This is a genomic window from Pectobacterium nicotianae (genome assembly GCF_023272715.1).
GTDB classification, from domain to species: domain Bacteria; phylum Pseudomonadota; class Gammaproteobacteria; order Enterobacterales; family Enterobacteriaceae; genus Pectobacterium; species Pectobacterium brasiliense.
On the sequence record NZ_CP096821.1, the window covers coordinates 2930797 to 2946887 of the forward strand.

Consider the following 16091-nt stretch of genomic DNA (forward strand, 5'->3'; position numbering starts at 1 on the left):
ATGATAATGAAAAAATTGATTGTTGCAGCCTTATTCGCCGTTGGTGCCGCCTCTGCTAACGCCGCAGATACCATCCGTTTCGCAACCGAAGCCTCCTACCCTCCGTTCGAATTTGTCGATGCCAATAACCAGATCCAGGGTTTTGATATCGATCTGGCCAATGCACTGTGCAAAGAAATGCAGGCGACCTGTACGTTCAGCAATCAGGCCTTCGACAGCCTGATCCCTGGCCTGAAATTCCGCCGTTTCGAAGCCGTCATCGCGGGAATGGACATTACCCCTGAGCGTCAGCAGCAGGTGTCGTTCACCCAGCCTTACTATGACAACTCCGCTCAGTTTATTGCTCAGAAAGGGAAAGTTGCCGATATCGCCGCGCTGACAGGCAAACGCGTTGGTGTACAGAATGGCACCACCCATCAGAAATACCTGATGGAAAAGCATAGCGATATCAAAACCGTGCCATACGACAGCTACCAGAATGCCGTGCTGGATCTGAAAAATGGTCGTCTGGATGCCGTGTTCGGTGACACCGCTGTGGTGAACGAATGGCTGAAGCAGAACGATGCGCTGGCAACCGTGGGTCAGAAAGTGACGGATAAAGGTTACTTCGGTGTCGGTCTGGGCATCGCCGTGCGCCAGAACAACGATGAGCTGCTGAAAAAATTCGACACTGCGCTCAACAAAATCAAGCAGGATGGCACTTACGAGACCATCTACAAAAAATGGTTCCAGCAGTAATCTGACGCTCAATGATTGAATTTCAACCTCTTGCAAGCGCCGCCGGGATGACCGTCGGCCTTGCCGTTTGTGCACTGGTGCTCGGCCTCGTGCTGGCGATGCTGTTTGCCGTTTGGGAAACTGTCCGCTGGAAAGCCGTTAGCTGGACGGGAACCGCTGTCGTGACGCTGTTGCGCGGCCTGCCAGAAATTCTGGTCGTGCTGTTCATCTATTTCGGCTCTTCTCAGCTGCTGATGATGCTGGCAGACGGATTTACCCTGAACCTCTTCATCGTGCAGATTCCGGTAAAACTGGATATTGGCATGTTTGAAATCAGCCCCTTCCTGTGCGGCGTGATTGCGCTGGCGCTGCTATATGCCGCCTACGCATCCCAAACGCTGCGCGGCGCGCTGAAAGCCGTCCCGCAAGGACAATGGGAATCGGGTCAGGCGCTGGGACTCAGTAAAGCAGCGATCTTTTTCCGTCTGATCATGCCGCAGATGTGGCGTCACGCCCTGCCGGGATTAGGCAATCAGTGGCTGGTATTGCTGAAAGATACCGCGCTGGTGTCGCTGATCAGCGTGAACGATTTGATGCTGCAAACCAAAAGCATTGCGACACGGACGCAGGAGCCATTCACCTGGTACGTTGTCGCGGCGGCGATCTATTTGATTATTACGCTGTTAAGTCAGTACGTGCTGAAACGCATTGAACTGCGCACCACGCGTTTTGAGCGGAGGCCTTCCTGATGCTCGCTTATTTACCTGAGCTTGTAAAAGGCCTGCATACCAGCCTGACCTTAACGGCGGTCTCCATCGTCGTGGCACTGGTGTTATCGCTGCTGCTGACTGTAGTGCTGACGCTCAAAACGCCGGTCATCTCGCTGTTGGCGAAAGGCTACATTACGCTGTTTACCGGTACGCCGCTGTTGGTGCAAATCTTTCTGATTTACTACGGGCCCGGGCAATTTACTTCTATCCAGCAAATCCCCTGGCTGTGGAACCTGCTTTCACAACCGTGGCTGTGTGCGATGGTGGCACTGGCGCTCAATAGCGCGGCTTATACTACGCAACTGTTCTATGGTGCAGTAAAAGCGATTCCCGCCGGACAGTGGCAATCCTGTGCCGCGTTGGGCATGAATCAGAAGCAAACATTGCGTATTTTGCTGCCATTTGCGTTTAAACGTGCGCTGTCTTCTTATTCAAATGAAGTGGTGCTGGTGTTTAAGAGTACCTCACTGGCTTACACCATCACGCTGATGGAAGTGATGGGCTACAGCCAGCTAATGTACGGCCGGACGTATGATGTGATGGTGTTTGGTGCCGCAGGGATTATCTACCTGTGCGTCAATGGGTTACTGACACTACTGATGCGCTGGGTTGAACGGCGCTCGCTGGCATTCGAACGCCGCAATTAATGCTTATTGCATGTATCCACTTAGAAAGCAGGCTTTGATAGCCTGCTTTTTTATGGCGTGCCATCCCTGACCGCCCTCCTTACGAGCCGTTGCTGACGCAAAAACATGCAATAAATCGACTTATTAATCATTTTAATTGAATATAAATTCAATCAATGGCATGGTAATCGCCATGACGTCGGAACCCTTCCGCACATATATTCATACCCTAAATAATTCGAGTTTCAGGAAGGCGGCAAGAGAAGGCATCCCGATGAGCTTACTTGAGTAAGTGATTCGGGTGCGTGAACGCAGCCAACGCACATGCAACTTGAAGTATGACGGGTATGCACTATAAGAAAAACAGACAGGAGTAGGTAATGAAAAAATTAGTGCTCGCCACGTTACTGGCAGGAATCGCCTTCAGCGCCACCGCCGCAGACACCATCCGTTTTGCATCATCAGCTACCTACCCGCCATTTGAGTCACTGGATGCCAGCAACGAAATCGTCGGTTTCGATATGGATCTGGCGAAAGCGCTGTGTAAGCAAATGCAGGCGACCTGTACATTCACCAATCAGGCGTTTGACAGCCTGATCCCTGCGCTGAAATTCCGTCGCTATGACGCCGTGATTTCCGGTATGGACATCACGCCAGAGCGCAGCAAGCAGGTCGCGTTCACACAACCTTACTATGCCAACTCAGCCGTCGTTATCGCGCAAAAAGGGAAATTCAGCGACTTTGCCGCGATGAAGGGCAAACGCATTGGTATGGAAAACGGCACGACGCACCAGAAGTACATGCATGATAAGCACCCGGAAGTGCAAACCGTCTCTTATGACAGCTACCAGAACGCGGTTCTGGATCTGAAAAATGGCCGTATTGATGGTGTATTCGGTGATACCGCTGTCGTCAACGAGTGGATCAAGGCGAGCCCTGAACTGGCAACGGTCGGCGAACATGTGACTGACGCGGAATACTTCGGCACCGGACTAGGCATCGCCGTTCGTCCTGATGACAAGGCGCTATTGGAGAAACTGAATAAAGCGCTGGACGCCATCAAAGCGGACGGCACTTATAAAACCATCAACGACAAGTGGTTCCCGCAATAAGATTTGATCTGTGCGGTGTGAATGCACCGCGTTATCGAACGCTTCCACGATTACGTGTTAGGTCGTTTAAAGGTTTCGGGCGTGTTAATTACAGTATTCTTCTGTCATTTCATCACACGCCCGACAAGGCGCGCTCAAACGCCGCAGCGCCTTGACCACTGGCTTTTCGGCGTTAATTGCGCCGCTTCTCGGTGCCTTCGGCGTTCGTATCCGCTGTTCGGACCGTCTGCGACGCGTTTACTCGCCCCATAAATGGGGCTCGCCCTTCGGGCCAGCACAAGTGCTGTTCAAAAACGCCTCTGGCGTTTTGTCTGACGCGGCGCAGACTTTCGCGGCGTCCATGCCGCTCATCCGGCGGCCACGCCCACCTCAGCGCAATTTTTTACGCCTGATACAGCAGGCTCCACAAAGAACATAGATGAACTAGATTTTCTCGATATCATCACGTTTCAATAACGTCAGCACTTCGTAATGTGCCGTGTGCGGGAACATGTCGAATAGCTGTACACGCAGCGCACGGTAATTCGTCAGCTCTGTCATGTCTTTCGCCATGCTTTCAGCGTTACAGCTGGAATAGAGAATATAGTCCGGTGCCATGCGGCTCAGGTAGGCGCACAGTTCACTGCCGATACCACGGCGTGGCGGGTTGACTAGTACCAACTCAGGAATTTCCGCTTTAGCGGTCGCGAACTGCGTTGAATCCAGAGCCTGAAACTCGACCTGCTTCAACCCTAACTGTTCCGCAGAGCGACGCGCGCAGGCTATCGCCTCGGCGCTGATTTCAATCCCCGTCAGACGCATCTCCGATGATGCACAGTGCAGGCCAAAACCCCCTACCCCGCAAAACAGATCCCACATACTGGTAATATTCAGCTCTGCTACCCAATCGCGAGCCGTCGCATACAGCGCGGCTGCCACCTGAGGGTTCGTCTGGAAAAAGCTTTGCGGACGGATATACAACGGCACCTGGTTGAACTGTTCAGCCAACGCGGCAGCGTCACTCAGGATAATCTCCGTTTTCCCTTCCATAATCGCCTGATGCACGGGCTGAATATTGACGGATATCACCTCAAGCTGTGGCAACTGCTGCTGTAGCCAGGGCAATGCGGCACGCAGCTGCGCCAGCTTGGTTTCCGAGCGTAAGACAAAGCGCAGCATGAATGTACCGTGCTGCGTACTTTCCGTCAGCAGCAGGTATTTCAGCTCCCCGCGGCGTCGAGCCACGTTATAAGGCGTCAGCCCCGCACGAGCGATGAAGACCTTAAGCACGTCGAAAATCGGTGCGAAGCTGGAGGGATAAAGTGGACAATCGCAGAGATCCACCGCCGTTCCATCACGATGTAGCATTCCCAGCAGCGGGCGTTCCACGCTGCCGCTCACCACCATTTTGGCTTTATTACGAAAGGCAGACTGGGCAGAAGGCTGCACGGGCAACCAGCACTGCACGGCATGCGGTTGCAGCAAACCTTCAAGATGTTGCTGCTTATCAGACAATTGCTGCGGGTAGGCTTTTTCCAACCATTGGCAGGAACGACAGGTTCCCGTGCTGTAGCGGGCACAATGCATAAAAATCTAACTATTAAAATAATACGGAATGCGAAGATTATATCACCCTGACGGCGTCACCCTGCGACCTTTTGCCGATTTATGGGCGACGCCTTCAGCCAGAGTGGCTCATAAGAGAGAAATATCTATTTCTGACGCAGAAAAAAACGCTTACTGCGTCGTGGCAGAAACAGTAAAACAATCACCAGAAGATCTGGGATCTTTTGCAGCAGGAGCTGGTGCAGCACGGCAGCGTTGTTTTCTCCTGAGATATGGAATATCGCTGGCATAAATTCACTCAGCGATGCCAGCAGCAGGTAACACACCACGACGGCCTGACAGACCACATAACCCCATCGCCCCCAGTTCACTCCAGCCAAAACGGCAAAACCACAGCGAATTTCAACACCGACGACAACCAGCGACAGCAGTAGCACCAGCGTTGAATCCCAGGCTTCTGCATTGCTGCCAATCCAGCCGCTCAAATCGCTGAACCCTAGCTCCCAGACAAGCAGCAAAATCCCCAAAACGCGGGTAGCAATAATCGCAATCCCCGCCACCATCACAGGCACCGGGGCATAAACTTTGCGTTGTGTCATTTCCTTCTTCATATACAGAATTTCAACGCTCTCCCTTCATGCGGTATTTACCCGCCAAAAATACAGCATCAATATAACGTCTGATGCCAATATAAAACTTGATAGTCATACAAAACTTGATTGCCATACAAAACAGCAACGCCCCCATACTCTGGCGGCGTTGCTGGTCATCTTCGCTAGGCTAACAAATTACGGTGAGAGATCGAATCAGCCGCGTCTCGCTTTTTGCATATCGCGATAGCGCTGCTTTTCTGCCCTCGCCATAAACCACCAGGCGATAAACCCAATAATACCAACGACTAACAATATCAGGGAAGCCAATGCGTTAATTTGTGGATTAACGCCCATTCTGACGCTGGAGAACACCAGCATTGGCAGCGTTGTCGAGCCGGGCCCTGCAACGAAGCTGGCGATAACCAGATCGTCCAGCGACAGCGTAAACGCCAGCAGCCAGCCGGAAAGCAGCGCAGGAGCAATCATCGGCACTGTAATAATGAAGAACACCTTGAACGGGTTCGCGCCCAGATCCATTGCCGCTTCTTCAATCGAACGGTCCAGTTCACGCAGTCGCGCGCTGATCACCACGGTGACATACGCGGTACAGAACGTGACGTGAGCCAGCCAGATGGTGAGCATCCCTCTTTCCGCTGGCCAGCCAATGGCATGCCCTAATGCCACAAAGAGCAACAGCAGCGACAGGCCAGTAATCACATCTGGCATAACCAGCGGCGCTGTCAGCATAAAGGCAAAACCATTAGAACCACGGAAACGACCAAAACGCACCATGACCACGGCGGCGATCGTGCCAAGAATCACGGCCATCGTAGCCGAGGCGGCAGCAATCGTCAGGCTCAGGAGTACCGCACTGATCATCGCCGTATTGTGGAACAGCTCGACGTACCAGCGTGCCGACCAGCCAGCCCATACGGTCACCAGCTTGGAGCTGTTGAACGAGTAGATCACCAGCATCAGCATCGGCGCATAGAGGAACGTAAAGCACAGCACCAAAATCACAATACGCCACGGTGAGCGAACAACAGGTAAATTATTCACGCCTCACCCTCCGCCGTTTTGCTCTGATGTTTGTGGAACCAGATAATCGGCATAATCAACAGCAACAGCATGACGACGGCAACGGCAGATGCCACTGGCCAATCGCGGTTATTGAAGAATTCCTGCCACAGAATACGGCCAATCATGATGCTGTCCGGCCCGCCGAGCAGTTCTGGAATCACGTACTCCCCCACCGCTGGGATAAAGACCAGCATCGAGCCCGCAATGATTCCACCTTTCGTTAAGGGGACGATCACGCTGAAGAAGGTTTTCAGCGGTCGCGCTCCGAGATCCAACGACGCTTCCACTAACGAATAGTCCAGACGCATCAGCGCGGTATAGATCGGCAGCACCATAAACGGCAGATAGGAATACACGACACCGATATACACCGCCAAATTGGTATGCAGAATAACCAGCGGTTCATCGATCACGCCCAGCCACAGCAGGAAGTTATTCAGGATACCGTTATTTTTCAGAATCCCCATCCAGGCATAGACGCGAATCAGGAATGACGTCCATGATGGAAGAATCACCAGCAACAACAGGATATTACGCGTTGACGGTTTACTGTGCGCCACTGCCCAGGCCAGCGGGTAACCGATAAGCAGGCAGCACAGCGTCGACACGGCAGCAACCTGAAGCGATTGCATATAGGCATCGAAATACAGCGGATCGTCCAACAAATGCAGGTAGTTCCCAAGGTTCAGGGAAATATCCAGCTTGCCGTCCAGCCACGAGACCAGATCGGTATACGGCGGGATCGCCCGCGCCATCTCTGCAAGACTGATTTTGAACACGATCAGGAACGGCAGCATGAACAGCAGCAGCAGCCACAGATATGGCAGCGCGATGACCAGCTTACGTCCGTGTTTTTGACGCCAGCGCGCCATCAGTACACGGAGCCAGAGTCTGGCCTTGCCCGGTGGTTCCGCCGTGTTATGTTCGGGAAATAAAGTCATGACATTCTTCCTCGCTACACCGTCAGAACCACACAGCTATCGGCATCCCAACACAGCCGAACCTCATCTCCCCAGGTCGGTGTGCCTTTGCGATAGCGGTAGGCATTTTGTAACTGCGCGCTGATGATTTGCCCGCTATTAAGCCTGACGTGGTAAATCGACAGGTCGCCCAGATAGGCGATATGCACCACTTCCCCTACCGCGAAGTTACAGCCATCAGCCGGCACTTCTTCGCACAGCATGATTTTCTCTGGACGCAACGCGATGTAGACCGGAACGCCATCGACCACCGAGACATCCGAATCCACCTTCAGCGGATGCACGAGTCCAGGGCTTTTGATGATCAGCGCATCGTCCTGACGTTCCTGCAAGATCCCTTCAAACATATTGACTGAGCCGATGAACTCCGCGCTGAAACGCGTGTTCGGATGCTCATAAATCTCTTCCGGCTCGCCAATCTGTACGAACTTACCGCGATTCATAATGGCAATACGGCCTGCCATCGTCATGGCTTCTTCCTGATCGTGCGTTACCATCACGCAGGTCGCGCCCACACGCTCCAGAATATCGACGACTTCAAGCTGCATACGGTCGCGCAATTTTTTGTCCAGCGCGCCCATCGGTTCATCAAGCAGCAGCAGTTTAGGGCGCTTCGCCAGACTACGAGCCAGCGCAACACGCTGGCGTTGACCGCCAGAAAGCTGATGCGGTTTACGATTGGCGAACTCTTGCATGTGCACCAGCGACAACATCTCTTCCACACGATCTTTGATTTCTGCACGCGGCAGTTTGTCCTGCTTCAGACCAAACGCGATATTCTTTTCCACCGTCATGTGTGGGAACAGCGCGTAAGACTGGAACATCATATTGATGGGACGCTGGTAAGGCGGCACCAATGATAAATCCTGACCATCCAGAAAAATCTGCCCCTGCGTGGGGAGCTCAAAACCTGCCAGCATACGCAGCAGCGTGGATTTCCCACAGCCGGATGCCCCCAGCAGCGCAAAAATTTCGCCTTTATAAATAGTCAGACTGACATCATCGACGGCGGCCTGACCGTCGAACGACTTCGTCAGGTTACGCACTTCCAGCAGCGGTGTGGCTGCTTTTTGAGGTTTTGATTGAGGGCGGGGGATCGCGTCATTCACTTCGCATTGCTCTCCGGCAAAAGCAGAACAAGCCACACCGCAGATGCCGCCATTCGGCGCTTTTTGCATTCAGCAGTGTGACACAAAATAGAGCGCGAACAGGCGGATTATCCGCCTGTTCTTTGCCACGTTTTATACCCATCCATCAGGTTGCCGCAACCAGCAACCCTCAAGCTCTTGGGCACTATCAGATCCAAGAGGCTACTTGCCGCTTTTAACCTTAGTCCATGCACGCGTACGCGTACGGTCAATCTGAGGAGATTGCACCTTAAGCGTAAACAGTTTGGCACGCACATCCGCCGGCGGATAAACGCCTGGGTTGTTACGAATCTCTGCATTTACCAACGGCAAGGAGGCCAGATTACCGCTCGCGTAATACACATGGTTACTGATTCCCGCCATCACTTCCGGCTTCATCAGGTAATCCAGAAACGCATAGGCTTCATCCAGATTTTTAGCATCTTTTGGAATAGCGAGGACATCAAAGAATGCCAACGCGCCTTCTTTCGGAATGCTGTATTGGATATTCACCCCGTTCTTCGCTTCTTTCGCACGGTTTCCTGCCTGCAGGATATCGCCAGCCCAACCTACTGCGACGCAGATATCGCCGTTTGCCAGATCGTTGATGTACTGCGATGAATGGAAGTAGCGAATGCTCGGACGCAGTTTCAGCAGCAGGTCGGTCGCAGACGTGGTGTAATCACCCGGTTTGGTGCTGTTTGGATCTTTACCCTGATAGTTCAGCACGGTTGCGAAGATCTCTTCCGGTGCATCCAGGAAGGAGACGCCGCAGCTTTTCAGTTTTTCCAGGTTCTCCGGCTTCAGAACCAGATCCCAGCTGTCAACCGGTGCATCGGCACCCAGCGCAGCTTTAACTTTCTCAACGTTATAGCCGATGCCCGTGGTCGCCCACAGGTAAGGCAGGGCATATTTATTCTCTGGATCGTGCTGCGCAATCAGCTTCATCAGCTCAGGATCCAGATTTTTGTAATTCGGTAACTTGCTCTTGTCTAATGGCTGAAAAACTCCCGCAGAGAGCTGGCGCTCCAGGAAGCTGGCAGAAGGCACCACCAGATCAAAACCCGTGCTGCCCGCCATGAGCTTGCCTTCCAACACTTCGTTGGAATCAAACACGTCATAGACGACTTTAATGCCGGTTTCTTTCTGGAAATTGGCTAACGTGTCCGGCGCGATATAGTCGGACCAGTTATAAACATGCAGCGTTTTCTCTTCCGCAGATGCGGTGACGGACGCGGCCATCAGCAAGCCGGTAACAACACCCGATAGCCATTTTTTACGTTGGGTGAACATCCGTTCCTTCCTCCATTCAAGGGGGTGATTCGTGGGAGTAGTATGTATCGTTCCGATACAAAATATGTCCTGCCGCGCTCTCCAATCGGTGAATGAGTATGCACCGATTTTTATTCGCCCAGACACACACATAGCCCTGATTCCGCTGTCTGTGTCTTACAGGAATAAAGCATAACCCCACAACATCGTGTGCACCATACTTGAACGTAAAAAATGGGTTTTAACGATTATTTATTCACATTTTATCGATGTGATGAAGGCGTTTAGCGGCAAACAAAGAGAAATATCTGGCAATAATGCGAAATAATCAGAATAAATGGCGGTGAAAGGAAAATAAGTAAAACCAATTGCTGCCGTTGGCAGCAACCGTATCAATGCAGATGAGAGGTGGTGACTCTGGCAGCAGAGCCCTCTTCTTCCTCGCCGATAAACAGCAGATTATTAGCGCCGGCCTCAAGGATCACCATTGAGATTTGTTCTTCGGACTGCTGCATGAAATGTCTGAATTGTTCCAACGTCATGCCAGCGGCCACGCTGAATGACTGGCAGACAATCAGTTTCGGCAGATTATCATCCTGAACGTCGATAAACGCCTTGACGGTCAACGAGCTGGCATTGATTTGGCTCAGATCGCCAACCAGAGGAATCAACGCGCTGGGCTTCACTTCGGCAAGAGCAGAAAACAGAATCACGTTATCTACCAGATCAACTTTCGCATCGAACACGCCATCAAAATTTTGCATATGAGGAAGATGGAGCGCCTGACAGGAATCACATTCGAAATACAGAATGTTCAGTTGATCCAGCCACCGCCGTAGCATAGCCAAATCCGGGACGATGAGTGAATCCATCATGTTTGCCTCATACCTGCCGCCGTACAGACAGCGTTGTTGAAAAGAAAACACCGTTTACACAGAAGCGATGTTAAAACAGAAACAGCGTTAAAAACGGCCCATAGCTTACGGAATATTGCGCGACGATGCCATGATAAAAGCGCCCCGCCACCCGCTTTCCTCGTTCCACGGCATGATGACACACCGGATGGCACCGCTGTCCGGTGCTTACACGCCAAAATAAGGAACGCAGTATTTTACGGCGCGGTCCCTGTTTCAGAAAGCTAACTTTTACTTATTGTTGCCGATATTGCGAAGCGCCTCTGGGTATTTTGCTCAATAAACTCAATCATCATGCCGGCAATATCGAGCCCGGTCGTCGTTTCAATCCCTTCCAGCCCCGGCGAGGCGTTGACTTCCATCACCAGCGGCCCCCGATCGGCACGCAATATATCAACGCCCGCGATATTCAGCCCCAGCGTTTTTGTCGCCTTGATAGCAATCGCACGCTCCTGCGCCGTGATTTTCACTTTATTCGCCGACCCGCCGCGATGCAGGTTTGAACGGAATTCCCCCGCTTTCGCCTGTCGCTCAATCGCCGCAACAACGCGGTTGCCGATCACAAAACAACGGATATCTTTCCCCTGCGCTTCATGCACGTACTCCTGCACCAGAATGTGCGCATTCAGCCCGCGAAAGGCATCAATCACGCTTTCGGCCGCCTGTCGCGTCTCGGCCAATACCACACCGATTCCCTGCGTGCCCTCCACCAGCTTTACAACCAGTGGCGCACCGCCCACCATCGCAATCAGATCGCCGGTATCATCCGGCGAATGAGCAAATCCGGTGATCGGCAGGTCAATCCCCTCACGAGCAAGCAGTTGCAGCGAATGCAGTTTGTCGCGGGCGCGAATGATGGCGACAGAATTATTCAGCGGGTAGCTGCCCAGCATTTCAAACTGGCGCAATACCGCCGTACCATAAAACGTGATCTGTGAACCGATACGCGGAATAACCGCATCAAATTTATCCAGCCGACGCCCACGGTAATGCACCGATGGCGCCGCCGAATTGATATTCATGTAGCAGGAAAGCGGGTCGATAATCTCAACGCTGTGTTGGCGCGCCTCAGCCGCTTCACGCAGACGTTTGCAGGAATATAACGCCCCATCACGAGACAGAATGGCTATCTTCATAAATATCCTACGGATACTAACGTATCGCCCATCCTTGTTGATGTAAGTAGTCCAGCATGAATGGACGTAACTCTTTTTTCAGCGTCCGTTCCACGTGCTCGCTCCAGCTTTCACGACGACTACCGGTACGTTGCAGATAATATTCCACCATCTGCTGGTCGTATTGCGCCAGCACATCGCGGTCGAGCGGCTGATAGACATTTTCATGCAGCATCATCACGGTTGGCATGCGCGGTTTCAGCATGGGGTCCGCGTCTGGGTGCCCCAGACACAGACCAAACAACGGCAGAACCAACGTTGGCAGTTGCAACAACTGCGTCACGTCAGCGATTCGATTGCGGATCCCGCCGATAAATACCCCACCCAACCCCAGCGATTCGGCGGCAACCAGTGCATTCTGCGCCATGAGCGCAGTATCGACGCAGCCAATCAGCAATTGCTCAGCCAGCCCGGTTTCTGCCTGTGGGAAGATCGCCACATGCCGGTGGAAATCGGCACAAAAGACCCAAAACTCTGCCGCCTGCGCCACATAGCCTTGCTCGCCAGTATAGTGAACGAGCGTTTCGCGCACCGCAGGATCGGTAATACGGATAATTGAGCTGCATTGTAAAAAACTGGAGCTGGACGCACTTTGTGCGGTGGTAATGATGGCGTGGCGTTGCTCATCCGTTATGGCCTGAGACGTAAACGCGCGAATAGAACGGTGGCGCTGTAGCAAATCAATCGTTGGTGTCACACTGGCATCCTTCAGTCGGTAAAGTACATCTCATAGGCAGCTTGAAGTATGACGAAATTATATCGTAGCTCGGGCGGAATCTGCATTACCCCACCACCTAATAGCTTCAGCAAATCGTTGTAACAGGTAATGACTACTTTTTTTCATCAATGAATGCGGGCATAGTATTGATAAATTTCGGTATAGTGACGCGATTCGCAGTAACCTCATTAACCGTAACATTTTTAGCCGTGACCTTGTCTGTAATGGGCGTCACGCTATGCGTTTCAAGAATGAGAACATTTTTCTAATTTTACAAAGGAGTTTACATGTTCGCTGTAATTTTCGGGCGCCCCGCTTGCCCTTATTGTGTACGTGCGAAAGAACTGGCAGAGAAATTGGCCGAGCAACGTGATGACTTCAGCTTCCGCTATGTAGATATTCACGCAGAAGGCATTTCGAAAGAAGATTTGTCCAAGACGGTAGGAAAGCCGGTTGAAACCGTACCGCAGATTTTCCTGGATGAAAAACACATCGGCGGCTGCACCGATTTTGAAGCCTATGCTAAAGAGCATCTGGCTCTGTTCCAGTCATAATCATCGAACTGACAGAACACCTAGATCATCGAACTGACAAAACAATAGCGCGGCGACAGTCCGCGCTTTTTTATGGGTTCGGAATCGCGTCCGTCAACGAAGATAGCGCCGATAAAGACTCCGCAAACACAGCACGCCCATTGCCCCCAAAACACACCAAAAGACGGCACTCATCACGTAGGCCAGCTCTTGCCAGAAAGAGCGCATGGGCGTATTCCACAGATGGAGCACCAGCAAACACACGGGCATTGCCGCCAACGCGCCAAACAGCGGGTAAAGCAGGCGACCGCGCGCGGAAAGAAAACAGGCCACCATGCCGGGCAGCAGAAAAAGCAACATTCCTGGACTACCGCGTAGCCCATCACTCACCGCAACCTCTGATGCCTCAATCTTTTGACTCAGAAACACGACGGTGAACAATAAAAAACAGCAGGTCGCACCAACCCAGCCTTTATTTCTTGCCATAAATCGCCCCCACTCAATATGCCTCCCAACCTGCCTCAACCAGATACCGAAAATATGCGGCATGGTAAAAATGATTGGTGTATCTATTCCCCGATATGAAAAACATGAGGCTTCGCTACGATTTATTCGACACGCAGGCTGTCCACAGAAAAAGACGATAACCCGGCGCATTTCTTCAACAGCGACACCACAATCATTAAATTAAACAATAATTACACTGAAAAATTTTTATCGGATAAATTATACTGAACGAGGCTGATTCCTTTCAGCTGACGCGTATTGATACCGTCACGGGAATTCATGCATTTCATGGCTAAATCTAGCCGCTATAATGAATAACATCAAGAACTTACTGGTAAACAACAAGTTACATTCCATGAATATAAACGTCGCTGATTTGTTAAATGGGAATTACATTCTACTTTTATTCGTGGTTCTTTCATTAGGACTCTGTCTGGGGAAATTGCGCCTCGGGCCAGTACAACTCGGTAATTCTATTGGAGTTTTAGTTGTTTCTTTATTACTCGGTCAACAGCATTTTTCGATTAATACCGAAGCGCTGAGCCTCGGCTTTATGTTATTTATTTTTTGCGTAGGCGTGGAAGCTGGGCCAAATTTCTTTTCTATTTTCTTCCGCGACGGAAAGAATTATTTCATGCTGGCGCTGGTGATGGTCGGCAGCGCCATGTTACTGGCGTTAGGCTTAGGCAAATTCTTTGGTTGGGGAATTGGCCTGACGGCGGGGATGCTGGCCGGGTCCATGACCTCAACGCCGGTGCTGGTCGGTGCGGGCGACACGCTGCGCAACACTGCCAGCTTGGGTAATCAGCTCGGTATTGAGCAAGATCATCTGAGTTTGGGCTACGCGCTGACGTATCTGGTCGGGCTGGTCAGCCTCATTTTTGGCGCACGCTACCTGCCTAAACTCCAGCATCAGGATTTGCCTACCAGCGCTCAGCAGATTGCACGCGAGCGCGGATTAGACCCAGACAGCCAGAGAAAAGTGTACCTGCCAGTGATCCGCGCCTATCGGGTCGGGCCGGAATTGGTTGACTGGGCGGATGGCAAGAATCTGCGCGAGCTGGGGATTTATCGCCAGACTGGCTGCTACATCGAACGTATCCGACGCAACGGGATCTTAGCCAGCCCCGACGGTGACGCCGTCTTGCAAATCGGCGATGAGATCGCTCTGGTCGGCTATCCCGACGCCCATTCTCGCCTGAACTCCAATTTTCGCGATGGCAAAGAGGTTTTCGACCGCGATTTGCTGGATATGCGCATCGTGACGGAAGAGATCGTCGTCAAGAACCACAATGCCGTCGGCAAACGCCTGAGCCAGTTGAAGCTGACCGATCACGGTTGTTTCCTCAACCGTATTGTCCGTAGCCAAATTGAAATGCCGATTGACGATAACGTCGTGCTGAATAAAGGCGATGTCTTGCAGGTCAGCGGTGACGCCCGCCGAGTAAAAAGCATTGCAGACAGAATCGGGTTCATTTCTATTCATAGCCAGGTCACCGACCTGCTGGCCTTCTGCGCCTTTTTCGTCATCGGCGTGATGGTCGGGCTGATCACCATCCAATTCAGCAACTTCACCTTTGGCATCGGTAACGCGGCTGGATTACTGTTTGCCGGTATCATGCTGGGGTTCCTGCGCGCCAACCACCCGACCTTCGGCTATATTCCGCAAGGCGCACTTAACATGGTCAAAGAATTCGGCCTGATGGTTTTTATGGCTGGCGTTGGCCTGAGTGCAGGTAGCACCATCAACAGCAGCCTGGGCGACGTTGGTATTCAGATGCTGGCTTCAGGGCTGATCGTGAGTCTGCTGCCGGTGGTGATTTGTTTTCTGTTTGGTGCGTATGTGCTGAAAATGAACCGTGCGCTGCTGTTTGGCGCCATGATGGGTGCACGAACCTGTGCCCCCGCGATGGAAATTATCAGCGATACCGCACGCAGTAACATCCCTGCGCTAGGCTATGCGGGTACCTATGCCATCGCTAACGTGCTACTCACCTTAGCAGGTTCATTGATCGTGGTTATCTGGCCTGAACTGCCCGGCTGAGAAAGTGTAAAAAATCGTCAATATTATTTTCTCAAAGCCAGAACTTTTTCTTTGCCCTACAGTCTGAATAAGTGCCACTGCTTTTCTTTGATTCCCCTTATTGAGGAGCCCATCGTTCCCGCCTTTCAGGTTCAAGAGCGATGGGCGTTTTCTTTTCCGCTTATACTCGTCATACTTCAAATTGCATGTGCGTTGGCTACGTTCAGTCACCCGAATCACTTACCTGTGTAAGCTCATCGGGATTCCTTCGCTTGCCGCCTTCCTGAAATTTGAATTATTTAGAGTATACATCTTCCCTATTCCCCGATATCCCCACATCCGCTATCACATTCACTTCATTTTTTGTTATTAAAATAACAAAAATTAATTCTATTGTTA

16 protein-coding genes are annotated in these 16091 nt (G+C 51.8%); 6 read left to right on the forward strand and 10 right to left on the reverse strand.

The annotated features are described in order from the left end of the window. Positions 1 to 6 precede the first annotated feature (6 nt). The 4 genes from artJ (MYB54_RS13100) (at position 7) to artJ (MYB54_RS13115) (ending at position 3225) form a co-directional block, all read left to right on the forward strand. On the forward strand, positions 7 to 738 hold the full coding sequence (gene artJ, locus MYB54_RS13100) for an arginine ABC transporter substrate-binding protein (RefSeq protein ID WP_039315670.1): 732 nt from the start codon (positions 7 to 9) through the stop codon (positions 736 to 738). Between the two features lie 11 nt (positions 739 to 749). Continuing rightward, positions 750 to 1466 (forward strand): arginine ABC transporter permease ArtQ, encoded by a 717-nt coding sequence (gene artQ / locus MYB54_RS13105; RefSeq protein ID WP_010277263.1) that lies wholly within the window; start codon positions 750 to 752, stop codon positions 1464 to 1466. Further along, positions 1466 to 2134: an arginine ABC transporter permease ArtM gene (gene artM, locus MYB54_RS13110; protein WP_039499492.1), complete on the forward strand. Its 669-nt coding sequence runs from the start codon at positions 1466 to 1468 to the stop codon at positions 2132 to 2134. Before artQ ends, artM begins: the two co-directional genes overlap by 1 nt. Before the next feature lie 359 nt (positions 2135 to 2493). Next, complete coding sequence (artJ, locus tag MYB54_RS13115; protein ID WP_010277268.1) at positions 2494 to 3225, forward strand: arginine ABC transporter substrate-binding protein; 732 nt, start codon at positions 2494 to 2496, stop codon at positions 3223 to 3225. A 423-nt stretch (positions 3226 to 3648) separates the two neighbouring features. On the opposite strand, the gene rlmC is transcribed toward artJ (MYB54_RS13115), so the two are convergent. The 9 genes from rlmC to nfsA all read right to left on the reverse strand — a co-directional run bounded on the left by rlmC (position 3649) and on the right by nfsA (position 12608). After that, positions 3649 to 4791, reverse strand: coding sequence for a 23S rRNA (uracil(747)-C(5))-methyltransferase RlmC (gene rlmC / locus MYB54_RS13120; RefSeq protein WP_248720860.1), 1143 nt, complete (start codon positions 4789 to 4791; stop codon positions 3649 to 3651). Positions 4792 to 4916: 125 nt separating this feature from the next. Then, complete coding sequence (locus MYB54_RS13125) at positions 4917 to 5369, reverse strand: YbjO family protein (protein WP_039509103.1); 453 nt, start codon at positions 5367 to 5369, stop codon at positions 4917 to 4919. Positions 5370 to 5576: 207 nt separating this feature from the next. Next, on the reverse strand, positions 5577 to 6422 hold the full coding sequence (potI, locus tag MYB54_RS13130) for a putrescine ABC transporter permease PotI (RefSeq protein WP_248720861.1): 846 nt from the start codon (positions 6420 to 6422) through the stop codon (positions 5577 to 5579). Beyond that, on the reverse strand, positions 6419 to 7384 hold the full coding sequence (gene potH, locus MYB54_RS13135; RefSeq protein WP_010277280.1) for a putrescine ABC transporter permease PotH: 966 nt from the start codon (positions 7382 to 7384) through the stop codon (positions 6419 to 6421). Before potH ends, potI begins: the two co-directional genes overlap by 4 nt. A 14-nt stretch (positions 7385 to 7398) precedes the next feature. After that, on the reverse strand, positions 7399 to 8532 hold the full coding sequence (gene potG / locus MYB54_RS13140) for a putrescine ABC transporter ATP-binding subunit PotG (RefSeq protein ID WP_039501328.1): 1134 nt from the start codon (positions 8530 to 8532) through the stop codon (positions 7399 to 7401). Positions 8533 to 8733: 201 nt separating this feature from the next. Continuing rightward, positions 8734 to 9843: a spermidine/putrescine ABC transporter substrate-binding protein PotF gene (gene potF, locus MYB54_RS13145; RefSeq protein WP_010277286.1), complete on the reverse strand. Its 1110-nt coding sequence runs from the start codon at positions 9841 to 9843 to the stop codon at positions 8734 to 8736. 371 nt (positions 9844 to 10214) lie between these two features. Continuing rightward, positions 10215 to 10694, reverse strand: coding sequence for a type III secretion system chaperone family protein (locus tag MYB54_RS13150; RefSeq protein WP_039275494.1), 480 nt, complete (start codon positions 10692 to 10694; stop codon positions 10215 to 10217). A gap of 266 nt (positions 10695 to 10960) precedes the next feature. After that, the gene (gene rimK / locus MYB54_RS13155; RefSeq protein WP_014915049.1) at positions 10961 to 11872 is read right to left on the reverse strand and encodes a 30S ribosomal protein S6--L-glutamate ligase; all 912 of its coding nucleotides are present in this window, start codon (positions 11870 to 11872) and stop codon (positions 10961 to 10963) included. Positions 11873 to 11888: 16 nt separating this feature from the next. Continuing rightward, a complete protein-coding gene (gene nfsA, locus MYB54_RS13160; RefSeq protein WP_248720862.1) occupies positions 11889 to 12608 on the reverse strand; it encodes an oxygen-insensitive NADPH nitroreductase in 720 nt (239 codons plus the stop codon). Between the two features lie 308 nt (positions 12609 to 12916). Between nfsA and MYB54_RS13165 the strand changes: the two genes are divergently transcribed. After that, positions 12917 to 13183 (forward strand): GrxA family glutaredoxin, encoded by a 267-nt coding sequence (locus tag MYB54_RS13165; RefSeq protein ID WP_010277298.1) that lies wholly within the window; start codon positions 12917 to 12919, stop codon positions 13181 to 13183. Positions 13184 to 13276: 93 nt separating this feature from the next. On the opposite strand, the gene MYB54_RS13170 is transcribed toward MYB54_RS13165, so the two are convergent. Then, positions 13277 to 13648: an inner membrane protein YbjM gene (locus MYB54_RS13170; protein WP_014915047.1), complete on the reverse strand. Its 372-nt coding sequence runs from the start codon at positions 13646 to 13648 to the stop codon at positions 13277 to 13279. 376 nt (positions 13649 to 14024) lie between these two features. Between MYB54_RS13170 and MYB54_RS13175 the strand changes: the two genes are divergently transcribed. After that, positions 14025 to 15713, forward strand: coding sequence for an aspartate:alanine antiporter (locus tag MYB54_RS13175; protein ID WP_014915046.1), 1689 nt, complete (start codon positions 14025 to 14027; stop codon positions 15711 to 15713). Positions 15714 to 16091: the final 378 nt, after the last annotated feature.

Excerpts from the sequence above, each read along its gene's own strand:
- artJ (WP_039315670.1), top strand. The coding sequence starts at position 7 with ATGAAAAAATTGATTGTTGCAGCCTTATTCGCCGTTGGTGCCGCCTCT.
- artQ (WP_010277263.1), top strand. The coding sequence starts at position 750 with ATGATTGAATTTCAACCTCTTGCAAGCGCCGCCGGGATGACCGTCGGC.
- artM (WP_039499492.1), top strand. The coding sequence starts at position 1,466 with ATGCTCGCTTATTTACCTGAGCTTGTAAAAGGCCTGCATACCAGCCTG.
- artJ (WP_010277268.1), top strand. The coding sequence starts at position 2,494 with ATGAAAAAATTAGTGCTCGCCACGTTACTGGCAGGAATCGCCTTCAGC.
- rlmC (WP_248720860.1), bottom strand. The coding sequence starts at position 4,791 with ATGCATTGTGCCCGCTACAGCACGGGAACCTGTCGTTCCTGCCAATGG.
- MYB54_RS13125 (WP_039509103.1), bottom strand. The coding sequence starts at position 5,369 with ATGACACAACGCAAAGTTTATGCCCCGGTGCCTGTGATGGTGGCGGGG.
- potH (WP_010277280.1), bottom strand. The coding sequence starts at position 7,384 with ATGACTTTATTTCCCGAACATAACACGGCGGAACCACCGGGCAAGGCC.
- potF (WP_010277286.1), bottom strand. The coding sequence starts at position 9,843 with ATGTTCACCCAACGTAAAAAATGGCTATCGGGTGTTGTTACCGGCTTG.
- MYB54_RS13150 (WP_039275494.1), bottom strand. The coding sequence starts at position 10,694 with ATGGATTCACTCATCGTCCCGGATTTGGCTATGCTACGGCGGTGGCTG.
- rimK (WP_014915049.1), bottom strand. The coding sequence starts at position 11,872 with ATGAAGATAGCCATTCTGTCTCGTGATGGGGCGTTATATTCCTGCAAA.
- MYB54_RS13165 (WP_010277298.1), top strand. The coding sequence starts at position 12,917 with ATGTTCGCTGTAATTTTCGGGCGCCCCGCTTGCCCTTATTGTGTACGT.
- MYB54_RS13170 (WP_014915047.1), bottom strand. The coding sequence starts at position 13,648 with ATGGCAAGAAATAAAGGCTGGGTTGGTGCGACCTGCTGTTTTTTATTG.
- MYB54_RS13175 (WP_014915046.1), top strand. The coding sequence starts at position 14,025 with ATGAATATAAACGTCGCTGATTTGTTAAATGGGAATTACATTCTACTT.